The organism is Shinella sp. 1A1, assembly GCF_055379515.1.
Genome location: NZ_AP039671.1, coordinates 1402597 through 1420632, shown reverse-complemented (window position 1 = coordinate 1420632; position 18036 = coordinate 1402597). Strand labels below are relative to the sequence as shown.

17 protein-coding genes and 1 riboswitch are annotated in these 18036 nt (G+C 64.4%); of the genes, 4 read left to right on the top strand and 13 right to left on the bottom strand.

Translation table 11 applies throughout. The annotated features are described in order from the left end of the window. The 5 genes from ACZ48C_RS07175 to ACZ48C_RS07155 all read right to left on the bottom strand — a co-directional run bounded on the left by ACZ48C_RS07175 (position 1) and on the right by ACZ48C_RS07155 (position 4359). Entirely contained in the window at positions 1-1533 is a 1533-nt protein-coding gene (locus ACZ48C_RS07175; protein WP_424547423.1) for an acyl-CoA carboxylase subunit beta, read from the bottom strand. Between the two features lie 94 nt (positions 1534-1627). Then, the gene (locus tag ACZ48C_RS07170; RefSeq protein WP_464782593.1) at positions 1628-2413 is read right to left on the bottom strand and encodes an ATP12 family chaperone protein; all 786 of its coding nucleotides are present in this window, start codon (positions 2411-2413) and stop codon (positions 1628-1630) included. Next, complete coding sequence (locus tag ACZ48C_RS07165; protein WP_464782592.1) at positions 2406-3071, bottom strand: HAD-IA family hydrolase; 666 nt, start codon at positions 3069-3071, stop codon at positions 2406-2408. Before ACZ48C_RS07165 ends, ACZ48C_RS07170 begins: the two co-directional genes overlap by 8 nt. Beyond that, positions 3071-4066: an RluA family pseudouridine synthase gene (locus ACZ48C_RS07160; protein WP_464782591.1), complete on the bottom strand. Its 996-nt coding sequence runs from the start codon at positions 4064-4066 to the stop codon at positions 3071-3073. Before ACZ48C_RS07160 ends, ACZ48C_RS07165 begins: the two co-directional genes overlap by 1 nt. A gap of 56 nt (positions 4067-4122) precedes the next feature. Beyond that, the gene (locus ACZ48C_RS07155) at positions 4123-4359 is read right to left on the bottom strand and encodes an Lrp/AsnC ligand binding domain-containing protein (RefSeq protein WP_024271053.1); all 237 of its coding nucleotides are present in this window, start codon (positions 4357-4359) and stop codon (positions 4123-4125) included. Between the two features lie 254 nt (positions 4360-4613). Between ACZ48C_RS07155 and ACZ48C_RS07150 the strand changes: the two genes are divergently transcribed. From ACZ48C_RS07150 to gcvP, 4 genes are all read left to right on the top strand, one after another. Continuing rightward, positions 4614-4901: a hypothetical protein gene (locus ACZ48C_RS07150; protein ID WP_318911797.1), complete on the top strand. Its 288-nt coding sequence runs from the start codon at positions 4614-4616 to the stop codon at positions 4899-4901. 137 nt (positions 4902-5038) lie between these two features. Beyond that, positions 5039-5138: riboswitch (glycine riboswitch) on the top strand. 156 nt (positions 5139-5294) lie between these two features. Beyond that, positions 5295-6434 carry a glycine cleavage system aminomethyltransferase GcvT gene (gene gcvT / locus ACZ48C_RS07145; protein ID WP_464782590.1) on the top strand — a complete coding sequence of 380 codons (1140 nt, stop codon included), beginning with the start codon at positions 5295-5297 and terminating at the stop codon, positions 6432-6434. A 39-nt stretch (positions 6435-6473) separates the two neighbouring features. Further along, positions 6474-6836, top strand: a complete 363-nt coding sequence (gene gcvH / locus ACZ48C_RS07140; RefSeq protein WP_119258291.1) for a glycine cleavage system protein GcvH — start codon at positions 6474-6476, stop codon at positions 6834-6836. Further along, positions 6836-9697, top strand: coding sequence for an aminomethyl-transferring glycine dehydrogenase (gene gcvP, locus ACZ48C_RS07135; protein ID WP_464782589.1), 2862 nt, complete (start codon positions 6836-6838; stop codon positions 9695-9697). The genes gcvH and gcvP overlap by 1 nt, the downstream gene beginning before the upstream one ends. Before the next feature lie 148 nt (positions 9698-9845). On the opposite strand, the gene ACZ48C_RS07130 is transcribed toward gcvP, so the two are convergent. From ACZ48C_RS07130 to sufB, 8 genes are all read right to left on the bottom strand, one after another. Continuing rightward, on the bottom strand, positions 9846-10253 hold the full coding sequence (locus ACZ48C_RS07130) for a response regulator (RefSeq protein WP_464782588.1): 408 nt from the start codon (positions 10251-10253) through the stop codon (positions 9846-9848). Further along, positions 10229-12103: a sensor histidine kinase gene (locus tag ACZ48C_RS07125; protein WP_464782587.1), complete on the bottom strand. Its 1875-nt coding sequence runs from the start codon at positions 12101-12103 to the stop codon at positions 10229-10231. Before ACZ48C_RS07125 ends, ACZ48C_RS07130 begins: the two co-directional genes overlap by 25 nt. 117 nt (positions 12104-12220) lie before the next feature. Next, positions 12221-12610 carry a Fe-S cluster assembly scaffold SufA gene (gene sufA, locus ACZ48C_RS07120; RefSeq protein ID WP_464782586.1) on the bottom strand — a complete coding sequence of 130 codons (390 nt, stop codon included), beginning with the start codon at positions 12608-12610 and terminating at the stop codon, positions 12221-12223. Between the two features lie 79 nt (positions 12611-12689). Next, positions 12690-13070, bottom strand: coding sequence for an SUF system Fe-S cluster assembly protein (locus tag ACZ48C_RS07115; RefSeq protein WP_119258296.1), 381 nt, complete (start codon positions 13068-13070; stop codon positions 12690-12692). 10 nt (positions 13071-13080) lie between these two features. Next, positions 13081-14319 carry a cysteine desulfurase gene (locus ACZ48C_RS07110; RefSeq protein ID WP_464782585.1) on the bottom strand — a complete coding sequence of 413 codons (1239 nt, stop codon included), beginning with the start codon at positions 14317-14319 and terminating at the stop codon, positions 13081-13083. 15 nt (positions 14320-14334) lie between these two features. Then, on the bottom strand, positions 14335-15609 hold the full coding sequence (sufD, locus tag ACZ48C_RS07105) for a Fe-S cluster assembly protein SufD (RefSeq protein ID WP_464782584.1): 1275 nt from the start codon (positions 15607-15609) through the stop codon (positions 14335-14337). Positions 15610-15632: 23 nt separating this feature from the next. Further along, positions 15633-16388: a Fe-S cluster assembly ATPase SufC gene (gene sufC, locus ACZ48C_RS07100; protein ID WP_119258299.1), complete on the bottom strand. Its 756-nt coding sequence runs from the start codon at positions 16386-16388 to the stop codon at positions 15633-15635. A gap of 74 nt (positions 16389-16462) precedes the next feature. Next, complete coding sequence (sufB, locus tag ACZ48C_RS07095) at positions 16463-17932, bottom strand: Fe-S cluster assembly protein SufB (RefSeq protein WP_454632581.1); 1470 nt, start codon at positions 17930-17932, stop codon at positions 16463-16465. Positions 17933-18036: the final 104 nt, after the last annotated feature.

The following is an 18036-nucleotide window of genomic DNA, read 5'->3' as shown; positions in this document are numbered from 1 at the left end:
TCAAAGTGGAATGTTATCGTGCTTCTTCCACGGATTTTCCAGATCCTTGTTCCGCAGCAGCCGTAGCGCCCGGGCGATGCGCTTGCGCGTCGAATGCGGCATGATCACCTCGTCGATATAGCCGCGCTCGGCCGCCACGAAGGGCGAGAGGAAGCGATCCTCGTACATCTTCGTATGCGCGGCGATCTTTTCGGGATCCTCGATGTCCTTGCGGAAGATGATCTCGACCGCGCCCTTGGCGCCCATCACGGCGATCTGCGCCGTCGGCCAGGCATAATTGATATCGCCGCGCAGGTGCTTCGACGCCATGACGTCATAGGCGCCGCCATAGGCCTTGCGCGTGATGAGCGTCACCTTCGGCACGGTCGCCTCGGCGAAGGCGAAGAGCAGCTTGGCGCCGTGCTTGATGAGGCCGCCATATTCCTGCGCCGTTCCGGGCAGGAAGCCCGGCACGTCGACGAAGGTGACGACCGGGATGCTGAAGCAGTCGCAGAAGCGCACGAAGCGCGCCGCCTTGCGGCTGGCATCCGAATCGAGGACGCCAGCCAGCACCATCGGCTGGTTGGCGACGAAACCGACCGTCGCGCCCTCGATGCGGCCGAAACCGCAGACGATATTGCGGGCGAAGCTTTCCTGTATCTCGAAGAAATCGCCCTCGTCGACAGTCTTGGCGATCAGTTCCTTGATGTCGTAGGGCTTGTTGGCATTGGCCGGCACGAGCGTGTCGAGCGAATCGTCCACCGCCTCGACCGACTGGAAGCACTCGATCTCCGGCACGGGCGAGGTGTTGGACTGCGGCAGGAAGTCGATGAGCCGGCGCACCTGCAGGAGTGCATCGACGTCGTTGTCGTAGGCGCCGTCGGCAATCGAGGATTTCGTCGTGTGGACGGAGGCGCCGCCGAGCTCTTCCGCCGTCACCGTCTCGTTGGTCACCGTCTTCACGACGTCGGGACCGGTCACGAACATGTAGGACGTGTCGCGCACCATGAAGATGAAGTCGGTCATGGCCGGCGAATAGACGTCGCCGCCGGCGCAGGGCCCCATGATCACCGAGATCTGCGGGATGACGCCGGAGGCGAGCACGTTGCGCTGGAACACCTCGGCATAGCCGCCGAGCGCGGCCACGCCCTCCTGGATGCGCGCGCCGCCCGCATCGTAGAGGCCGACGATCGGCGCTCGGTTCTTGAGCGCCATGTCCTGCACCTTCATGATCTTCTGGGCATGGGTTTCGGACAGCGAGCCGCCGAAGACGGTGAAATCCTTGGCGAAGACGAAGACGGTGCGGCCGTTGACCGTGCCCCAGCCGGTGACGACGCCGTCGCCGGCGATCTTGCTCTTCTCCATGCCGAAATCCGTCGAGCGATGCTCGACGAACATGTCGAACTCCTCGAACGAGCCCTCGTCGAGAAAGACCTCGATGCGTTCGCGGGCCGTCAGCTTGCCGCGCTTGTGTTGCGCATCGATACGCGCCTGTCCGCCGCCCATGCGGGCGCGCTCGCGCCGGACTTCGAGCTCGTGGAGAATTTCCTTCATGATCCCTCGGTTCCTCCCGTTTGTGACAACGGATTAGCATGCGGAACCGGGGGCTTGAAGGGGATCGCCCTACATAGATGGTCTTAGGGAAGGATCAGCGCGGGATATCGGCAAGCACGGCGGCGGCGACATCCATCTCCCCGCGCCGCAATTCGCGGCGGCGGAAGGCTTCCTCGTCGGTGCCCCATTGCTCGATCTGCCAGTCCTCGTCGATATGGGCGAGCGACCATACCCGGTCGGCATCGATCACGCCTTCGGCGAGCGCCAGCGCAAGAAGCGCCGAGCCCGTCAGCGTCGTCACGGTATGCAGGCAGGCAAGCGCCAGCGGGTCGCGCCAGGCGGACAGAGCGTCCGAGAAGGCGGCGATGGTCGGTGCCGGCTGTTCCTGGTGCATCACGCCCTCGACGAGGATGAAGCGCGCGCCCCTGGCGTCCGCCGCCCAGCGGAGGATCGGGTCCCAGCCATCGCGCTGACGCTCGACGAGGCCGGCCGGCGAATCCGCGCGGTAGCAGAGCATGTCCGTGCCGGCGAAGCGCACGATCTCCTCGAAGACGGCGTCGAGATTGTCCGCGACGCCGTCGACGGCCGTGTTGATAAGGCGCGTCACCGGCATCTTCGCGGGGTCGACCTCCTCGCCCTGCCCGTCCCATTCGGCGCGCAGGCGCTCGGCGATGGCGGGGGCCGGCACGGCGAGCAGCTTCTTGCCGGGCGTGCGCACGGGGCGGCCGTCGAGCAGGATGCGGTGGCCCTCGTCCGTGCTGTCGGTCGAGACCTCCTTGTAGAACCGCTTCGGCAGCGGCCGCTTCATCTGGATCTGCGCGCGGCGAACCGGATCGGGATCGCTCATCGCATCGGAAAGGTCGCTCAGAATGTCACGCATCGGAAATCTCCAGCCATTCGAGAAGGTCTGCGGGCGTACGCAGGATGTGATCCGCGCCGGCCTCGACCAGTTCGGGCACGGAGGCATAGCCCCAGGAAACGCCGATCGCCTTGGCGCCGGCCGCCTTCGCCATCTGCATATCGTAAATCGCATCGCCGATGACAACCGTATCGGCCGCATCAATGCCCGCTTCGCCGCAGCATTCCGTCACCATGGCGGGGTGCGGCTTGGAGGGGCAGTCATCCGCCGTGCGCGAGACGAAGAAGGTCTTTTCGAAGCCATGCGTGGCGCGGATGAGGTCGAGACCGCGGCGCGACTTGCCGGTGACGGCGCCGAGGAGAAGCGCGTCCTCCCGCTCCAGCCGCGCCATCATCTCGGCGATGCCGGGAAACAGCGGCTCCTGGAAGCCCGCCTCGGCGCGCACGCCGGTAAAGATCGCCTTGTAATGCGCGGTCATCGCCAGCGCCTCGTCGTCGACATGCGGCTTGCCCTGCATGCGGGCGATCGCGATGTCGAGCGTCAGGCCGATGATCGCCTTGGTCTCGGAGACGTCCGGCCGGGCATGACCGAAATCGACGAAGGTGCGCGCCATCACCTCGTGGATCAGCTTCACGCTGTCGACCAGCGTGCCGTCGCAATCGAAAAGAACGAGCCGCATCAGTCGTCTTCCCCGTCCGCCGCGCTCTGGTCGAAGCCGAAGAGGTTCCAGGTCTGCACCATGTGCGGCGGCAGCGGCGCGGTGACGCGCAGGCGCCCGCCGGAGGGATGCGGAATGTCGATGTGGCGGGCATGGAGGTGCAGGCGGTTCTGCACGCCACCCGGGAAGTTCCAGTTGGTGTCCGCATCGAAATATTTCGGGTCGCCGAGGATCGGGTGGCCGATATGAGCCGCATGGACGCGAAGCTGGTGTGTGCGGCCGGTATAGGGCTCCATCTCCAGCCAGGCGAAATTCTGCCCGGCCTGCTCTACCACGCGGTAGAAGGAAACGGCGTGATCGGCGCCATCCTCGCCGTGCCTGGCGATGCGCATGCGGTCGCCGTCCGGCGTCTGCTCCTTGACGAGCCACGTGGAGATCTTGTCCTCCCGCTTCTTCGGCACGCCCTTGACCACGGACCAGTAGGTCTTCTTGGTGTCGCGCTCGCGAAAGGCGGCGGTCAGCTTCTGCGCCGCGCCGCGCGTGCGGGCGATGACGAGGACGCCCGACGTGTCGCGGTCGAGGCGGTGCACGAGGCGCGGCTTCTCGCCCTTCTGGCTCGTCCAGGCCTCCAGCATCTTGTCGATATGCCGCGTGACGCCCGAGCCGCCCTGCACGGCGATGCCGGCCGGCTTGTTGAGCACGAAGACCTTGTCGTCCTCATGCAGCAGCATGCGGGCGAGCAGCTCGCCATCGGGAGAATGCTTGAGGTCGCGCCCGGCGATGGGGCCGGCCTTGACGCCCTTGGCGTCGATGTCCATCGGCGGGATGCGCACGGTCTGGCCCGGCTGCAGGCGCGTATCGCTCTTGGCGCGGCCGCCGTCGACGCGCACCTGGCCGGAGCGCAGCAACTTCTGGAGCGGACCGAAGCCGAGGCCCGGATAGTGGACCTTGAACCACCGGTCGAGGCGCATGCCCGCCTCGTCGTTGTCCACCTGCTTGTGTTCGATGCCTGCCATCTTCGCCTTCTTTCGTTGCGCCGCTCTTAGCGCAAGAAGGCCCGGAGGGAAACAGCCTAGAAAGCGCGGAAGGTCAGCGTCGTCAGCGAACGCACGATGCCGGGAATGGAGGCGACGTGATCGTTGATGAACTTGCCGATGTCCTCCTCGCTGTCGACATAGATCTTCAGGAGGAGATCGTAGTCGCCGCTGGTGGAATAGAGCTCCGAGATGAGTTCCGTAGCGTAAAGCGCATCGGCGACCTCGTAAGTCTTGCCCGGAGCGCATTGCAATTGCACGAAAATCGGCTTCATCGGTCCTCCCGCGCCATCGGCGGCATGCTTGTCGTCCTGGTGCCGTGTCGGGCACGCCTGCGCCCGGACCACGCGAGCCGCCGATTCCGGCGGCATCCTTGCGTCCCTTATGACGGAATTTTCACGGCAAAGGCAAGGCCGCCCGAATTTCGTACAGATCGTTAAAACTCGATGAAAATGCAACCATGGCGTTTTACATATGAGAAAGGCGCAACTGCTAGATTCGGTCAATCGACCAACCACGTTGAAACGCCATGACCCAGATCGTGACAGTCTCGCCAACCACCGCCGCCTACGCCTCGCAGGGCATGAAGATGCAGACCCGTACGGGCACGCTCTTCGAGCAGCGCATCCATCACTGGAGCGAGGATGCCAAGGTCCACGGCGATGCGCGCACGCTCGCCATGCTTAACGTCATCCAGCCTCCGGCGCTTGCCCTCGCCCTCCTCACCGCCCCGGTCAGCACGCCGCAGCTCACGGTCGCCGAGGTGCAGCGCCACTACGACGAGAATGGCGAGCCGCTCCCGGCCGAAGCGGTCTGATCTCTCCGGAAACATATTCTCCATCCTCTCAGGCCCCACCCCGGGGCCTTTTTCTTGCCCGTCGGAGCCTACGACAAAAATTTGCTCGGCAGCGACGCCGCCTCTTGCCAAAGCGCGGGCAAGGTCGTTATCTGGAGCCGACCTCGCTGGGAGAAACCGGCCGCCCCTCAGGGGATGGCCGGTGCCGAAGGAGCAACCGCCCCGGAAACTCTCAGGCAAAAGGACCAGCAAGGTGCCGTCGGAACTCTGGAGAGAAGCGCGAGAGCGCTCGCCGAAGGGATAACAATCTCAGGCGAAGGGACAGAGGGGGCTCAGGAGAACGGCGCATATGCGCCTGGATTTATGAGCCGGCGCCCGACGCAACAGGGGCGCCCAAGGACTGGAGGGCGCCTTTTGGACGGAACGTCTGAACTCAAGAAAACCCCGCTTCACGCGCTGAACCTTTCGCTCGGCGCCCGCATGGTGCCGTTCGCCGGTTACGAGATGCCGGTGCAATATGCGGCCGGCGTGATGAAGGAACACCTGCACACCCGCACCGCCGCCGGCCTTTTCGACGTGTCCCACATGGGCCAGGTCACCGTGCGCGCCCGCTCCGGCGACAATGCCGATGCGGCCCGGGCGCTCGAAACGCTGGTGCCGGTCGATATCGTCGGCCTTGGCGAAGGCCGCCAGCGCTATGCGCTCTTCACCAATGACGAAGGCGGCATCCTCGACGACCTGATGGTCGCCAACCGCGGCGACCATTTCTACGTCGTCGTCAACGCGGCCTGCAAGGATGCGGATTTCGCCCATATGCAGGCGAAGATCGGCGAGGCTTGCGAATTGACGCTGCACGACGACCGCGCGTTAGTTGCGCTTCAAGGCCCCCATGCCGAGGCAGTGCTTGCGGAACTGTGGGCCGACGTCTCCTCCATGCGCTTCATGGACGTGCGCGCCTGCGACCTGCACGATGCCGACTGCATCGTCTCGCGCTCGGGCTATACCGGCGAGGACGGTTTCGAGATTTCCATCCCGGCCGACCTTGCGGAATCTGTCTGTCGCCGCCTGCTCGACCATCCGGACGTGCTGCCGATCGGCCTTGGCGCCCGCGATTCGCTGCGCCTCGAGGCCGGGCTCTGCCTCTATGGTAACGACATCGACACCGGCACGACGCCGGTGGAGGCCGGGCTCGAATGGGCCATGCAGAAGGTTCGCCGCAAGGGCGGCGAGCGCGAAGGCGGCTTCCCCGGCGCTTCCGTCATTCTCGACCAGCTCGAAAACGGCGCCGGCCGCCGTCGTGTCGGCCTGAAGCCCGAAGGCCGTGCGCCCGTGCGCGCCGGCGCGGTACTGGCGACAGACCCAGAGGGCGCGGACGTCGTCGGCACGGTCACCTCGGGCGGCTTCGGCCCGAATGTCGATGGCCCGGTCGCCATGGGCTACGTCACCAAATCCGCCATCGCCCCCGGCACGCAGCTTTATGCAGGCGTGCGCGGAAAATTCCTGCCGGTCACCGTATCGGCCATGCCCTTCGTCAAGAACACCTTCAAACGCTGACAACAGCCGCCAACTACAACTTCATTGAGAGGAACACACATGCTGAAATTCACCGAAGAACACGAGTGGCTGAAGATCGAAGGCGGCGTTGCCACCGTCGGCATCACGACGCATGCGGCCGAACAGCTCGGCGACCTCGTCTTCGTCGAACTGCCGGAAGTCGGCGCGACCTTCTCCAAGGGCGGCGATGCATCCACGGTCGAATCCGTGAAGGCTGCTTCCGACGTCTATTGTCCGCTCGACGGCGAGATCGTCGAAGTCAACGAGGCCATCACGGCCGATCCTTCCCTCGTCAACAGCGACCCGCAGGGCGCCGGCTGGTTCTTCAAGCTGAAGCTCGCCAACCCGGCCGATGCGGATGCGCTGATGGATGAAGCCGCCTACAAGGAGCTTGTCGGCTGATGAACCTGCCCAAGGATTTCGCCTTTACCGATTACCAGCCCTACGACTTCGCCAACCGTCGCCATATCGGCCCTTCGCCGAAGGAGATGGAGGCGATGCTGAAGGTGATCGGCTATCCGAGCCTCGACGCGCTGATCGACGACACCGTGCCGAAATCGATCCGCCAGACCAAGCCGCTCGAATGGGGCGCGCCGATGACCGAGCGCGAGGCGCTCGACAAGCTGCGCGAGACCGCGAACCGCAACAGGAAGCTCGTCTCGCTGATCGGCCAGGGCTATTACGGCACAATCACGCCGCCGGTCATCCAGCGCAATATCCTGGAGAACCCCGCCTGGTACACGGCCTATACGCCGTACCAGCCGGAAATCAGCCAGGGGCGTCTCGAAGCGCTCATCAATTACCAGACCATGGTCTGCGACCTGACGGGCCTCGACGTCGCCAATGCCTCGCTGCTCGACGAGGCGACCGCCGCCGCCGAGGCGATGGCCATGGCGCAGCGCGTGGCGAAATCCAAGGCGACCGCCTTCTTCGTCGACGAGAATTGCCATCCGCAGACGATCGCGCTGCTGAAGACCCGCTCCGAGCCGCTCGGCTGGAGCATCGTCGTCGGCGATCCCTTCACCGATCTCGATCCGGTCGACGTCTTCGGCGCGATCTTCCAGTATCCCGGCACCTACGGCCATGTGCGTGACTTCACCGGCCTCATCGCCCGCCTGCACCAGACCGGCGCCATCGCCGTCATGGCGGCCGATCCGCTGGCGCTCGCGCTCCTCAAGTCGCCCGGCGACATGGATGCGGATATCGCCATCGGCTGCACCCAGCGCTTCGGCGTGCCGGTCGGCTATGGCGGCCCGCATGCGGCCTATATGGCCGTCAAGGACGCCTACAAGCGCTCCATGCCCGGCCGCCTCGTCGGCGTCTCCATCGACGCGCGCGGCAACCGCGCCTATCGTCTGTCGCTCCAGACGCGCGAGCAGCACATCCGCCGCGAGAAGGCGACGTCGAACATCTGCACCGCGCAGGTGCTGCTCGCCGTCATGGCCTCGATGTATGCCGTCTTCCACGGTCCGCAGGGCCTGAAGGCGATTGCCCAGAGCGTGCACCAGAAGACCGTGCTTCTTGCCAAGGGTCTCGAAAAGCTCGGCTATACCGTCGAGCCGGAGGTGTTCTTCGACACGATCACCGTCCATGTCGGCAAGCTGCAGGGCATCATCCTGAAGACGGCGGTCGCGGAAGGCGTGAACCTGCGCAGGATCGGCGACGACCGCATCGGCATCAGCCTCGATGAACGCTCGCGGCCGATCACGCTGGAATCCGTCTGGCGCGCCTTTGGCGGCGATTTCGAGGTATCGGCCTTCGAGCCGGACTACCGCCTGCCGAGCGACCTGCTGCGCACCAGCGAATACCTGACGCATCCGATCTTCCACATGAACCGCGCCGAAAGCGAGATGGTGCGCTACATCCGCCGGCTCTCCGACCGGGACCTCGCGCTCGACCGCGCCATGATCCCGCTCGGCTCCTGCACGATGAAGCTCAACGCCACGGCGGAGATGCTGCCGATCACCTGGCCGGAATTTTCGGAGATCCACCCCTTCGTTCCCGCCGACCAGGCGCTGGGCTACCGGCACCTGATCGAAGACCTGTCGCAGAAGCTCTGCGACATCACCGGCTATGACTCCGTCTCCATGCAGCCGAATTCCGGCGCGCAGGGCGAATATGCCGGCCTCCTGACGATCCGCGCCTACCACCTCGCCAACGGTAACACCCATCGCGACGTCTGCCTGATCCCGACCTCCGCGCACGGCACCAACCCCGCCTCCGCACAGATGGCCGGCATGCGGGTCGTCGTCGTGAAAGTGTCGGACAACGGCGACATCGACATGGAGGATTTCCGCGCGAAAGCAGAGCAGTACGCGGAAAGCCTCTCGTGCTGCATGATCACCTACCCCTCCACGCACGGCGTCTTCGAGGAGAACGTGCGCGAGGTCTGCGAGATCGTGCACAGGCACGGCGGACAGGTCTACATCGACGGCGCCAATATGAACGCCATGGTCGGTCTTGCCCGTCCCGGCGATATCGGCGGTGACGTCTCGCACCTGAACCTCCACAAGACGTTCTGCATCCCGCATGGCGGCGGCGGTCCCGGCATGGGACCGATCGGCGTCAAGGCGCATCTTGCGCCCTTCCTGCCGGCAAACCCGACGACCGCCGAATCCGGCGCCGTCTCGGCGGCGCCCTTCGGCTCGGCCTCCATCCTGCCGATCTCCTGGAGCTACTGCCTGATGATGGGCGGCGAAGGGCTGACGCAGGCGACGAAGGTGGCGATCCTCAACGCCAACTACATCGCCGCCCGGCTCAAGGGCGCCTATGACGTGCTCTACAAGTCCGCGAAGGGCCGCGTGGCGCATGAATGCATCATCGACACGCGCCCGCTCGCCGAAAGCGCCGGCGTCACCGTCGACGACGTCGCCAAGCGCCTGATCGACAGCGGCTTCCACGCCCCGACCATGAGCTGGCCGGTCGCCGGCACGCTGATGATCGAGCCGACGGAATCGGAGACCAAGGCCGAGATCGACCGCTTCTGCGAGGCGATGCTGGCGATCCGCGAGGAAGCGCGCGCCATCGAGGAAGGCCGCATGGACCCGGTCAACAACCCGCTGAAGAACGCGCCGCATACGGTGGAAGACCTTGTCGGCGAATGGGATCGCCCCTATTCGCGCGAACAGGCCTGCTACCCGCCGGGCGCCTTCCGGGTCGACAAGTACTGGTCGCCGGTCAACCGCGTGGACAATGTCTACGGCGACCGCAACCTCGTCTGCTCCTGCCCGCCGCTGGAGGATTACGCGGAAGCGGCCGAGTAAATCCCGACCTGTCTCAGGTCCGCTCACGTCTCCTTCGTCATGGTCGGGCCTGATCCGACCATGACGTTCGAGAGGAAGCGGCGTCGACATCGAACGAACCCCGGCCGATGCCATCGGCCGGGGTTTTCCATTGCGGGCAGGGATTGGATCAGGGTGCGACGGCGACGTCGACCCAGAAGCGAGTGAAGCCCTCGGCGAACTCGCGGTAGCCGCTCAGCGTCGAGGGTTTGACGGCATAGGCGTTCGCGCCGTTCTCATAGGCGCGGCTGACGTCAGCGGTGTTCGACGACGAGGAAAGCATGATGACGGGCGTCACCGCCGTGCGCGGCCGGCCGCGCAGGCGCTTGAGAAGTTCCATGCCGCTGATGCCAGGCATGTTGATGTCGAGCAGGATATAGTCGAAGGCTTCCGCATCGAGCCGGTCGCTGGCGGCCTCGGCATCGGCGGCATGGGTGATCTCGACCGGGCTTCCGGCATCGCTGAAGGCGCGCATGACGAAGCGCACGTCCACCGGATCGTCATCGACGACGATCAGCTTTCTGGCCGAACCTCCCACTGTTCGCTCCCCTTCGATTTCACGGGTTGCGGAAACGTCACGATGAAGCGTGCGCCGGGAGCATAGCTCGTGTCAAGCGCTATGACGCCGTTGTGACTCTCGACGATCCGCCGCGCCAGTGCGAGCCCGACGCCGGTGCCCTGATAGACCGTCTCGTCGCGGTGAAGCCTCTGGAAAACTTCGAAAATGCGCCCGACATGCTGCGGGTCGATGCCGATCCCGTCATCCTCCACGACAAGGTCGATCCCATCGGGCCGCTGCCTTGCATAGATGCGAACCGACGGCGCCTTGTCGGGGCGGCGGTATTTCAGCGCGTTGCCGATGAGATTCTGCGCAAGGCGCTTTAGGAGCTCGGGATCACCCATGATCTCCGGCAACGGCTCGACCTCCACCCGTCCGCCGCTCTCCTCCACATGGCCCTCCAGCAGCGCCAGCGCATCGCCCACCACGCCGGAGAGCGAGACCGGCTTCGGCGCGGCGATGCGGTAGGCGATCTGCGAGAATTCCAACAGGCTGTCGATGATGCGCCGCATGCGCGCGGAGCTCTTGCGCACATGATCGGTATAGGCCGGCAGTTCGGCGAACTCGCCGCGATGCACGTCCTCCGAGATCATCTCGGCGAACATCGAGAGATGACGCAGCGGCGCTTTCAGGTCGTGCGAGACGGTGGCGGTGAACTGGTCGAGCGCCTCGTTCTTGCGGCGCAGCTCGTTCGTCTGCGCCTCCACCCGCTGCTGCTGGCGCTTGGCCTCGGTGATGTCGCGGCCGACGCTGACCACCTCGCTGACGCCTTCCCCATCGAAGATCGCGACGGCCGTCCACAGCATCCACATCGGCTGGCCTTCGTGATCGATGCAGATTTCCAGCGTCTTCACGGGTGCGTCCCGCGTATAGGCGGCGATATCCATCAGCACGGCCGTCTGTTCCGGCGCGCAGGCAACCTCGGGAAGATACCGGCCGATCAGCGCGTCGGTGGTCGAGCCCATATGGGCGGCATATTTGTCGTTGGCGAAGCGGACGGTCAGGTTCCTGTCGAAGCGCAAGATCATGTCGGGCAGGATCTGCAGCAGGGAGAGATATTCGCGCCGCTTCTCCTCCAGCGCCGCCTCGGTGCGCTTCAGCTCCGATATGTCGATGCGCATGGCGACGATATCGCCGGTCTCGGCGACATGGCTTTCGCCGCGGATCCAGCGCCCCTTGCCGAATTCGAAGACGGCGCCGCCACCGCCGGCATCCCGGTGTTTTTCAAGGCGCTCACGCACCAGGGCCTCGGCGCCCGGCGTTCCCTCCTCGATGCCGGGGTACATTCCGGCGCGGATATTGGCGCGCACGATGCTTTCCATCGTCGCGCCGACACGCACGGCATCCCGCGCGCTCGCGCAGCGCTCCTTGTAGGAGCGGTTGAACATCACCAGCCGCTCCGCCGGATCGAAGATCGCGAAGCCCTCGGTCATGGTGTCGAGCGCGGCAGCGATACGCTGGCCGAGCAGGACCTGCTCGCCATGGCTGCCGCCGCTGAGGAGGCTGCGCAGGAGGAGCGCGTAGCGCGCCGCGCCGTCCGCTTCGTCCGGCAAAGGAATGACATGGGCCGTCGCTTCGAACAGCGAGCCGTTCTCGTGGCGGAAGGCGAAGGCATGGGCGTTCTCACGCCCTTCCGCGGCATGACGGGCAAGCAGTGTGGCGGGGTTCGCCCCATCGATAACGGCGGCAGCATCGGGCCTGCGGCCGTCGCGATTCCAGCCGAAGGCGCGGGCCGCGGCCTCGTTGTGCGAGACGACGCAGGCCCCGGCATCCACGATCAGGACGGGAAACGGCAGGTTTTCGTAAAGTGCCGCGGCAAAGCCGGTCATCGCTCGCGCCCCTCCTGGCGATCACGGCGGCACGAGCCTCTCATGCCGCGCGTCGGAGACTAGGCAAAACCGTCCGTGAAGGGAAGCTGCAAGGATTCGCAGTCGTCGGCCTGCCAGTCAGACGCGAACGGTCGGTTGGCCGGCGGCGGCGAGCGCTGCGAGATCGGCAGGCTTCAGCTCGACCGATTCGCCGCAGCCGCAGGCGGATGTCTGGTTGGGATTGTGGAAGGTGAAGCCCGAGCGCAGGGTCGTCACCTCGAAATCCATCTGCGTGCCGAGAAGATAGAGCACGGCTTCCGGCGCGATCCAGACGCGGGCACCGTTCAGCTCGATCAGGTCGTCCTTGGCATTGGGTTCGGTCACGAGGTCGACGGAATATTCCATTCCGGCGCAACCGCCCTTCTTGATACCGACGCGGATGCCCTTGGCATCGCCACCGGCATTGTCGACGATCGCGTTGACGCGGTTTGCCGCCGCATCGGTCAGTGTCATGACTGCAAAGGCCATGGGCATAATCTCCTTCGACCTAACGGGTTCAAGGCCCGATGGTTTCCGAATCTGAATCTAGTGATCGGCGGTTAAGCGATCAATACCAGCCGACCGCAACCTGCGCCTCTTCCGACATGCGGTCCGGCGTCCACGGCGGATCGAAGGTCATCTTGACCTCGACGCCGGACACGCCTTCCACGGCGCCGACGGCGTTCTCGACCCAGCCCGGCATCTCGCCGGCCACGGGGCAGCCGGGCGCTGTCAGCGTCATGTCGATCTTGACCATGCGGTCGTCTTCGATATCGATCTTGTAGATCAGACCGAGCTCGAAGATATCGGCCGGGATTTCCGGGTCATAGACCGTCTTCAGGGCGGAAATGACGTCGTCGCTGAGACGGGCCAGTTCGTCGGCCGGGATCGCCGAGTGAACGATGCCGTCGCGGACGTCGATCTTGTCTTCCGTTGCGTCGAGGGACATGGGCCTGCTCCTAGGCAAAGAACTTGCGGGCATGGTCGAGCGCATCGGCCAATGCATCGACCTCTGCACGCGTATTGTAGAGGCCGAACGATGCCCGGCATGTGGAGGTAACGCCGAAGCGTTTCAAGAGCGGCTGGGCGCAATGGGTGCCGGCGCGCACCGCGACCCCTGCCCGGTCGATCACCATCGACACGTCATGGGCATGGATGCCTTCCAGCTCGAAGGAGAAGATGGAACCCTTGCCCGGCGCGGTGCCGAAGATGCGCAGCGAATTGATCGCCGAAAGCCGCTCATGGGCATAGTCGCGCAGATCGGCTTCATGGGCGGAGATCGCCGCACGGCCGATCTTTTCCATGTAATCAAGCGCATAGCCGAGACCGATCGCCTGCACGATGGGCGGCGTGCCGGCCTCGAAGCGGTGCGGCGGATCGTTGTAGGTGACGATATCCTCGCTCACGTCGACGATCATCTCGCCGCCGCCCTGGAACGGGCGCATCTCTTTCAGGCGATCCATCTTGCCGTAGAGAACGCCGATGCCCGAGGGGCCGTAGAGCTTGTGGCCGGTCATCACGTACCAATCGCAATCGATGTCGCGCACGTCGACCGGCATGTGCACCGCGCCCTGTGAGCCGTCCACCAGAACCGGAATGCCGCGCTCGCGGGCGATGCGGCAGACTTCCTTGACCGGAACGATGGTGCCGAGCGCATTCGACATATGCGTGATGGCGATGAGCTTCGTGCGCTCCGTCAGGCACTTCTCGAACTCTTCGATCTGGAACGCGCCCGTCTCATCGACCGGCGCCCAGACGAGCTTGGCCCCCTGCCGCTCACGAATGAAATGCCACGGCACGATGTTGGAGTGATGTTCCATGATCGAAAGGACGATCTCGTCGCCCTCGCCGATCTTGGGCATGCCGTAGCCATAGGCGACCGTGTTGATCGCCTCGGTCGAGGATTTCGTGAAGACGATCTCGTCGACCGAAGACGCATTCAGGAAACGGCGCACTTTTTCGCGCGCCGCCTCATAGGCGTCCGTGGCGGCATTCGACAGGAAATGGAGGCCGCGGTGCACGTTTGCATATTCGTTGGAATAGGCATGTGCGACCGCGTCGATCACCACCTGCGGCTTCTGTGCCGAAGCGCCGTTGTCGAGATAGACCAGCGGCTTGCCATAGACCGTTTTCGACAGGATGGGGAAATCCTTGCGGATCGCCTCGACGTCGTAGGCCAGTGCGGGTGCGTGTTCCATCTCGATCGTCCTAAACTAGGCGTGCTTTTCCAGCCAGGCGGCGATGATGCCTTCCAGCGCTTCGACCAGCGGCTCGTCTTCCAGCTCCTCGACGATCTCGGCGACGAAGGCGTTGACCAGCATGGCGCGCGCCTTGTTTTCCGGGATGCCGCGCGCCATCAGGTAATAGAGCTGCGTGTGGTCGATATCGATCACGGTCGCGCCGTGGCCGCACTGCACGTCGTCGGCGAAGATTTCCAGCTCCGGCTTGGCGGAGAAGTCGGCTTCGTCGGAGAGCAACAGCGTGTTGCACGACATCTTGGCGTCGGTCTTCTGGGCATCCGGCGCAACGCGGATCTGGCCCTGGAAGACGCCGCGGGCGCGATCGAAGATCACGTTGCGGATGACTTCGCTCGACGTCGTGTTCGGCACGTCATGGCCGACCGTGAAGGTCACGTCAGTGTGCGTCTCGCCGCCAAGCAGGTTGATGCCGCGCAGCGTCAGGTCCGATCCCTCGCCCGAAACGACCACATGGATTTCCTGCCGGACGAGCTTGCCGCCGGCATTGACCACGTAAAGGCGAAGCTTCGCGTCGGTGCCGAGCGTGATGCGGATCTGGCCGAGATGGGTATCCGCCACGCCCTGCGCCTGCAGGATGATCCAGGTGATCTCCGCGCCGTCGGCAAGCGTGATGTCGCTGACCGTCGTCACGAAGGCAGCGTTCTCGCCGCCGGCGACATGGCGCTCGATGACAGTCGCCTTCGTATTGGCGCCCAAGGTTGCCGGGAAACGCGTATGCGTCTGGCCGGCGTTCTGGATCGTCTGGATTTCGAGCGGGGCTTCCAGCTCGGTACCGTCAGCCAGATCGAGCACGAAACCGTCGCGCACGAAGGCGCCGTTGATGCGGCCGATGGCATCGTCGCCGTCACGGGCGGCAAGCCCTGCAGCCGCGGTGCCGTCCACCAGCGCGTCCTTGAAAGTCCGCACCGTCACACCCTCGGCCGTCGCGCGGGCGTCGGCAAGGCCGTTTGCGACCGAAACCACGGACGAACCCTCGACCAGCGGGCCGACCTTGGCGACCGAAGCCGCCGGGTCGAAGGCCGGAACGGCGCGCAGGAGCGCCTTGAGGTCCGTATAGTGCCAGGCTTCCACGCGGCGCGTCGGAAGGCCGGCGGCCTTGAAGTCGCTGATCAGCGTGTCACGGGCGGCCAGAACCGCGCCGTCGCCCGGCAGTTCGCCGATGGCGTTGTCATAAGCTTCGCAAAGCGCGGTCTCGGCGACCGAAAGCTTCATGCCTGTCTGCATGTTCATGGGATCACTCCTTCACCGTGCCGTCAGGCGGCAGCACCGATGATGTCGGCATAGCCGTTCGCTTCCAGCTCGTGCGCCAGCGTCTTGTCGCCGGACTTGATGACCTGGCCCTTGTAGAGAACGTGGACCGTATCCGGCACGATGTAGTCGAGCAGGCGCTGGTAGTGCGTGATGACGATGACGGCGCGATCCGGCGAACGGAGCGCGTTGACGCCGTCGGCGACGATCTTCAGGGCGTCGATGTCGAGGCCGGAATCGGTCTCGTCGAGAACGCACAGCTTCGGCTCCAGCAGCGACATCTGCAGGATTTCGGCGCGCTTCTTCTCACCGCCGGAGAAACCGACGTTCAGCGGACGACGCAGCATTTCCGGTGCGATCTTCAGTTCGGCAGCGGCTTCCTTGACGCGGCGCATGAAGTCCGGCGTCGTCAGCTCGTCTTCGCCGCGCGCCTTGCGCTGCTCGTTCATCGCGACCTTGAGGAACTGCATGGTGGCGACGCCCGGGATTTCGACCGGGTACTGGAAAGCAAGGAAGATACCCTTGGAAGCACGCTCGGCCGGGTCGAGTTCGAGAATGCTCTCGCCGTTATAGAGGATGTCGCCCTCGGTAACCTCATAGTCCTCGCGGCCGGAGAGGATGTAGGAAAGCGTCGACTTGCCGGAGCCGTTCGGGCCCATGATAGCGGCAACTTCGCCGGCCTTCACGGTGAGGTTCAGGCCGCGGATGATCTCGGTGCCGTCTTCGGCGATGCGGGCGTGCAGGTTCTTGATTTCAAGCATGGACATATCCTTTTCGGACGAATTCGTTTGGCGGCGCGCGTCTTGCGCGCGCCCGGATGATCAATGGGCGAAGGTCAGCCGACCGAGCCTTCCAGCGAGATGCCGATCAGCTTCTGTGCCTCGACGGCGAATTCCATCGGCAGTTCCTGGATGACTTCCTTGACGAAGCCGTTGACGATCAGTGCGATCGCCGCTTCGGTCGGGATGCCGCGCTGCAGGCAGTAGAACAGCTGGTCCTCGGAGATCTTCGAGGTGGTCGCCTCGTGCTCGAACTGGGCCGTGGCATTCTTCGCCTCGATATAGGGCACGGTATGCGCACCGCACTTGTCGCCGATCAGCAGCGAGTCGCACTGGGTGAAGTTACGCGCGTTCTCCGCCTTGCGGTGGGCCGAAACCTGGCCGCGATAGGTGTTGTTGGAGAAGCCCGCGGAAATGCCCTTGGAGACGATGCGGCTCGACGTGTTCTTGCCGAGATGGATCATCTTCGTGCCACTATCGATCTGCTGATGGCCGTTGGAAACGGCGATCGAGTAGAACTCGCCGCGCGAACCATCGCCGCGCAGGATGCAGGACGGATACTTCCAGGTGATGGCCGAGCCGGTTTCCACCTGCGTCCACGAAATCTTCGAGTTCTTGCCGCGGCAATCGCCGCGCTTCGTCACGAAGTTGTAGATGCCGCCCTTGCCTTCCTTGTCGCCCGGATACCAGTTCTGGACGGTGGAATACTTGATCTCGGCATCGTCGAGCGCGACGAGTTCGACCACAGCGGCATGAAGCTGGTTCTCGTCACGCTGCGGCGCGGTGCAGCCTTCGAGGTAGGACACGTAAGCGCCCTCTTCCGCGATGATCAGCGTACGCTCGAACTGGCCGGTGTTCTTCTCGTTGATACGGAAGTAGGTCGACAGTTCCATCGGGCAGCGAACGCCCTTCGGCACGAAGACGAAGGAACCGTCGGTGAACACGGCCGTGTTCAGCGTGGCATAGAAATTGTCGGTCGCCGGAACGACGGAGCCGAGATATTTCTTCACGAGTTCGGGATGTTCGCGGATGGCTTCCGAGATCGACATGAAGATCACGCCGGCCTTCTTCAGCTCTTCCTTGAAAGTCGTGACAACAGACACGGAATCGAAGACGGCATCGACGGCGATCTTGGACTTTTCGACGCCGGCGAGGATTTCCTGCTCGCGCAGCGGAATGCCCAGCTTTTCGTAGGTCTTCAGCAGCTCGGGATCGACCTCGTCGAGCGACTTCGGGCCGCTCTGGTTCTTCGGAGCGGCATAGTAGTGGAGGTCGTTGAAGTCGATCTTGGGATAATCGACGCGCGCCCAGGTGGGCTCTTCCATGGTCAGCCAGCGGCGATAGGCGTCGAGGCGCCATTCGAGCATCCAGTCCGGCTCGTCCTTCTTGGCGGAGATGAAGCGGATGATGTCCTCGGAAAGACCCTTCGGGGCCTTGTCCATTTCGATCTTCGTCTCGAAGCCGTATTTGTACTGGTCGACGTCAATCTGACGGACCTGATCGATCGTTTCCTGCACCGCAGGCATATCGTTCTCCAATCTCGCCGGAGACAAGGTCCGGCAGCTTGTTAACGGGTGGCGGTCAGCCGCCGGTTATGTAAGCGCCAAAGGCGGCTTTTCCCACCCTTTGG

Bases quoted from the DNA above. Each gene is read 5' to 3' on its own strand.
- sufC (WP_119258299.1), bottom strand. From the start codon at position 16,388: ATGCTTGAAATCAAGAACCTGCACGCCCGCATCGCCGAAGACGGCACC.
- ACZ48C_RS07155 (WP_024271053.1), bottom strand. From the start codon at position 4,359: ATGAAGCCGATTTTCGTGCAATTGCAATGCGCTCCGGGCAAGACTTAC.
- gcvH (WP_119258291.1), top strand. From the start codon at position 6,474: ATGCTGAAATTCACCGAAGAACACGAGTGGCTGAAGATCGAAGGCGGC.
- ACZ48C_RS07160 (WP_464782591.1), bottom strand. From the start codon at position 4,066: ATGGCAGGCATCGAACACAAGCAGGTGGACAACGACGAGGCGGGCATG.
- ACZ48C_RS07170 (WP_464782593.1), bottom strand. From the start codon at position 2,413: ATGCGTGACATTCTGAGCGACCTTTCCGATGCGATGAGCGATCCCGAT.
- ACZ48C_RS07115 (WP_119258296.1), bottom strand. From the start codon at position 13,070: ATGTCCCTCGACGCAACGGAAGACAAGATCGACGTCCGCGACGGCATC.
- sufB (WP_454632581.1), bottom strand. From the start codon at position 17,932: ATGCCTGCGGTGCAGGAAACGATCGATCAGGTCCGTCAGATTGACGTC.
- ACZ48C_RS07150 (WP_318911797.1), top strand. From the start codon at position 4,614: ATGACCCAGATCGTGACAGTCTCGCCAACCACCGCCGCCTACGCCTCG.
- ACZ48C_RS07175 (WP_424547423.1), bottom strand. From the start codon at position 1,533: ATGAAGGAAATTCTCCACGAGCTCGAAGTCCGGCGCGAGCGCGCCCGC.
- gcvP (WP_464782589.1), top strand. From the start codon at position 6,836: ATGAACCTGCCCAAGGATTTCGCCTTTACCGATTACCAGCCCTACGAC.
- ACZ48C_RS07110 (WP_464782585.1), bottom strand. From the start codon at position 14,319: ATGGAACACGCACCCGCACTGGCCTACGACGTCGAGGCGATCCGCAAG.
- ACZ48C_RS07165 (WP_464782592.1), bottom strand. From the start codon at position 3,071: ATGCGGCTCGTTCTTTTCGATTGCGACGGCACGCTGGTCGACAGCGTG.
- ACZ48C_RS07125 (WP_464782587.1), bottom strand. From the start codon at position 12,103: ATGACCGGCTTTGCCGCGGCACTTTACGAAAACCTGCCGTTTCCCGTC.
- sufA (WP_464782586.1), bottom strand. From the start codon at position 12,610: ATGGCCTTTGCAGTCATGACACTGACCGATGCGGCGGCAAACCGCGTC.
- sufD (WP_464782584.1), bottom strand. From the start codon at position 15,609: ATGAACATGCAGACAGGCATGAAGCTTTCGGTCGCCGAGACCGCGCTT.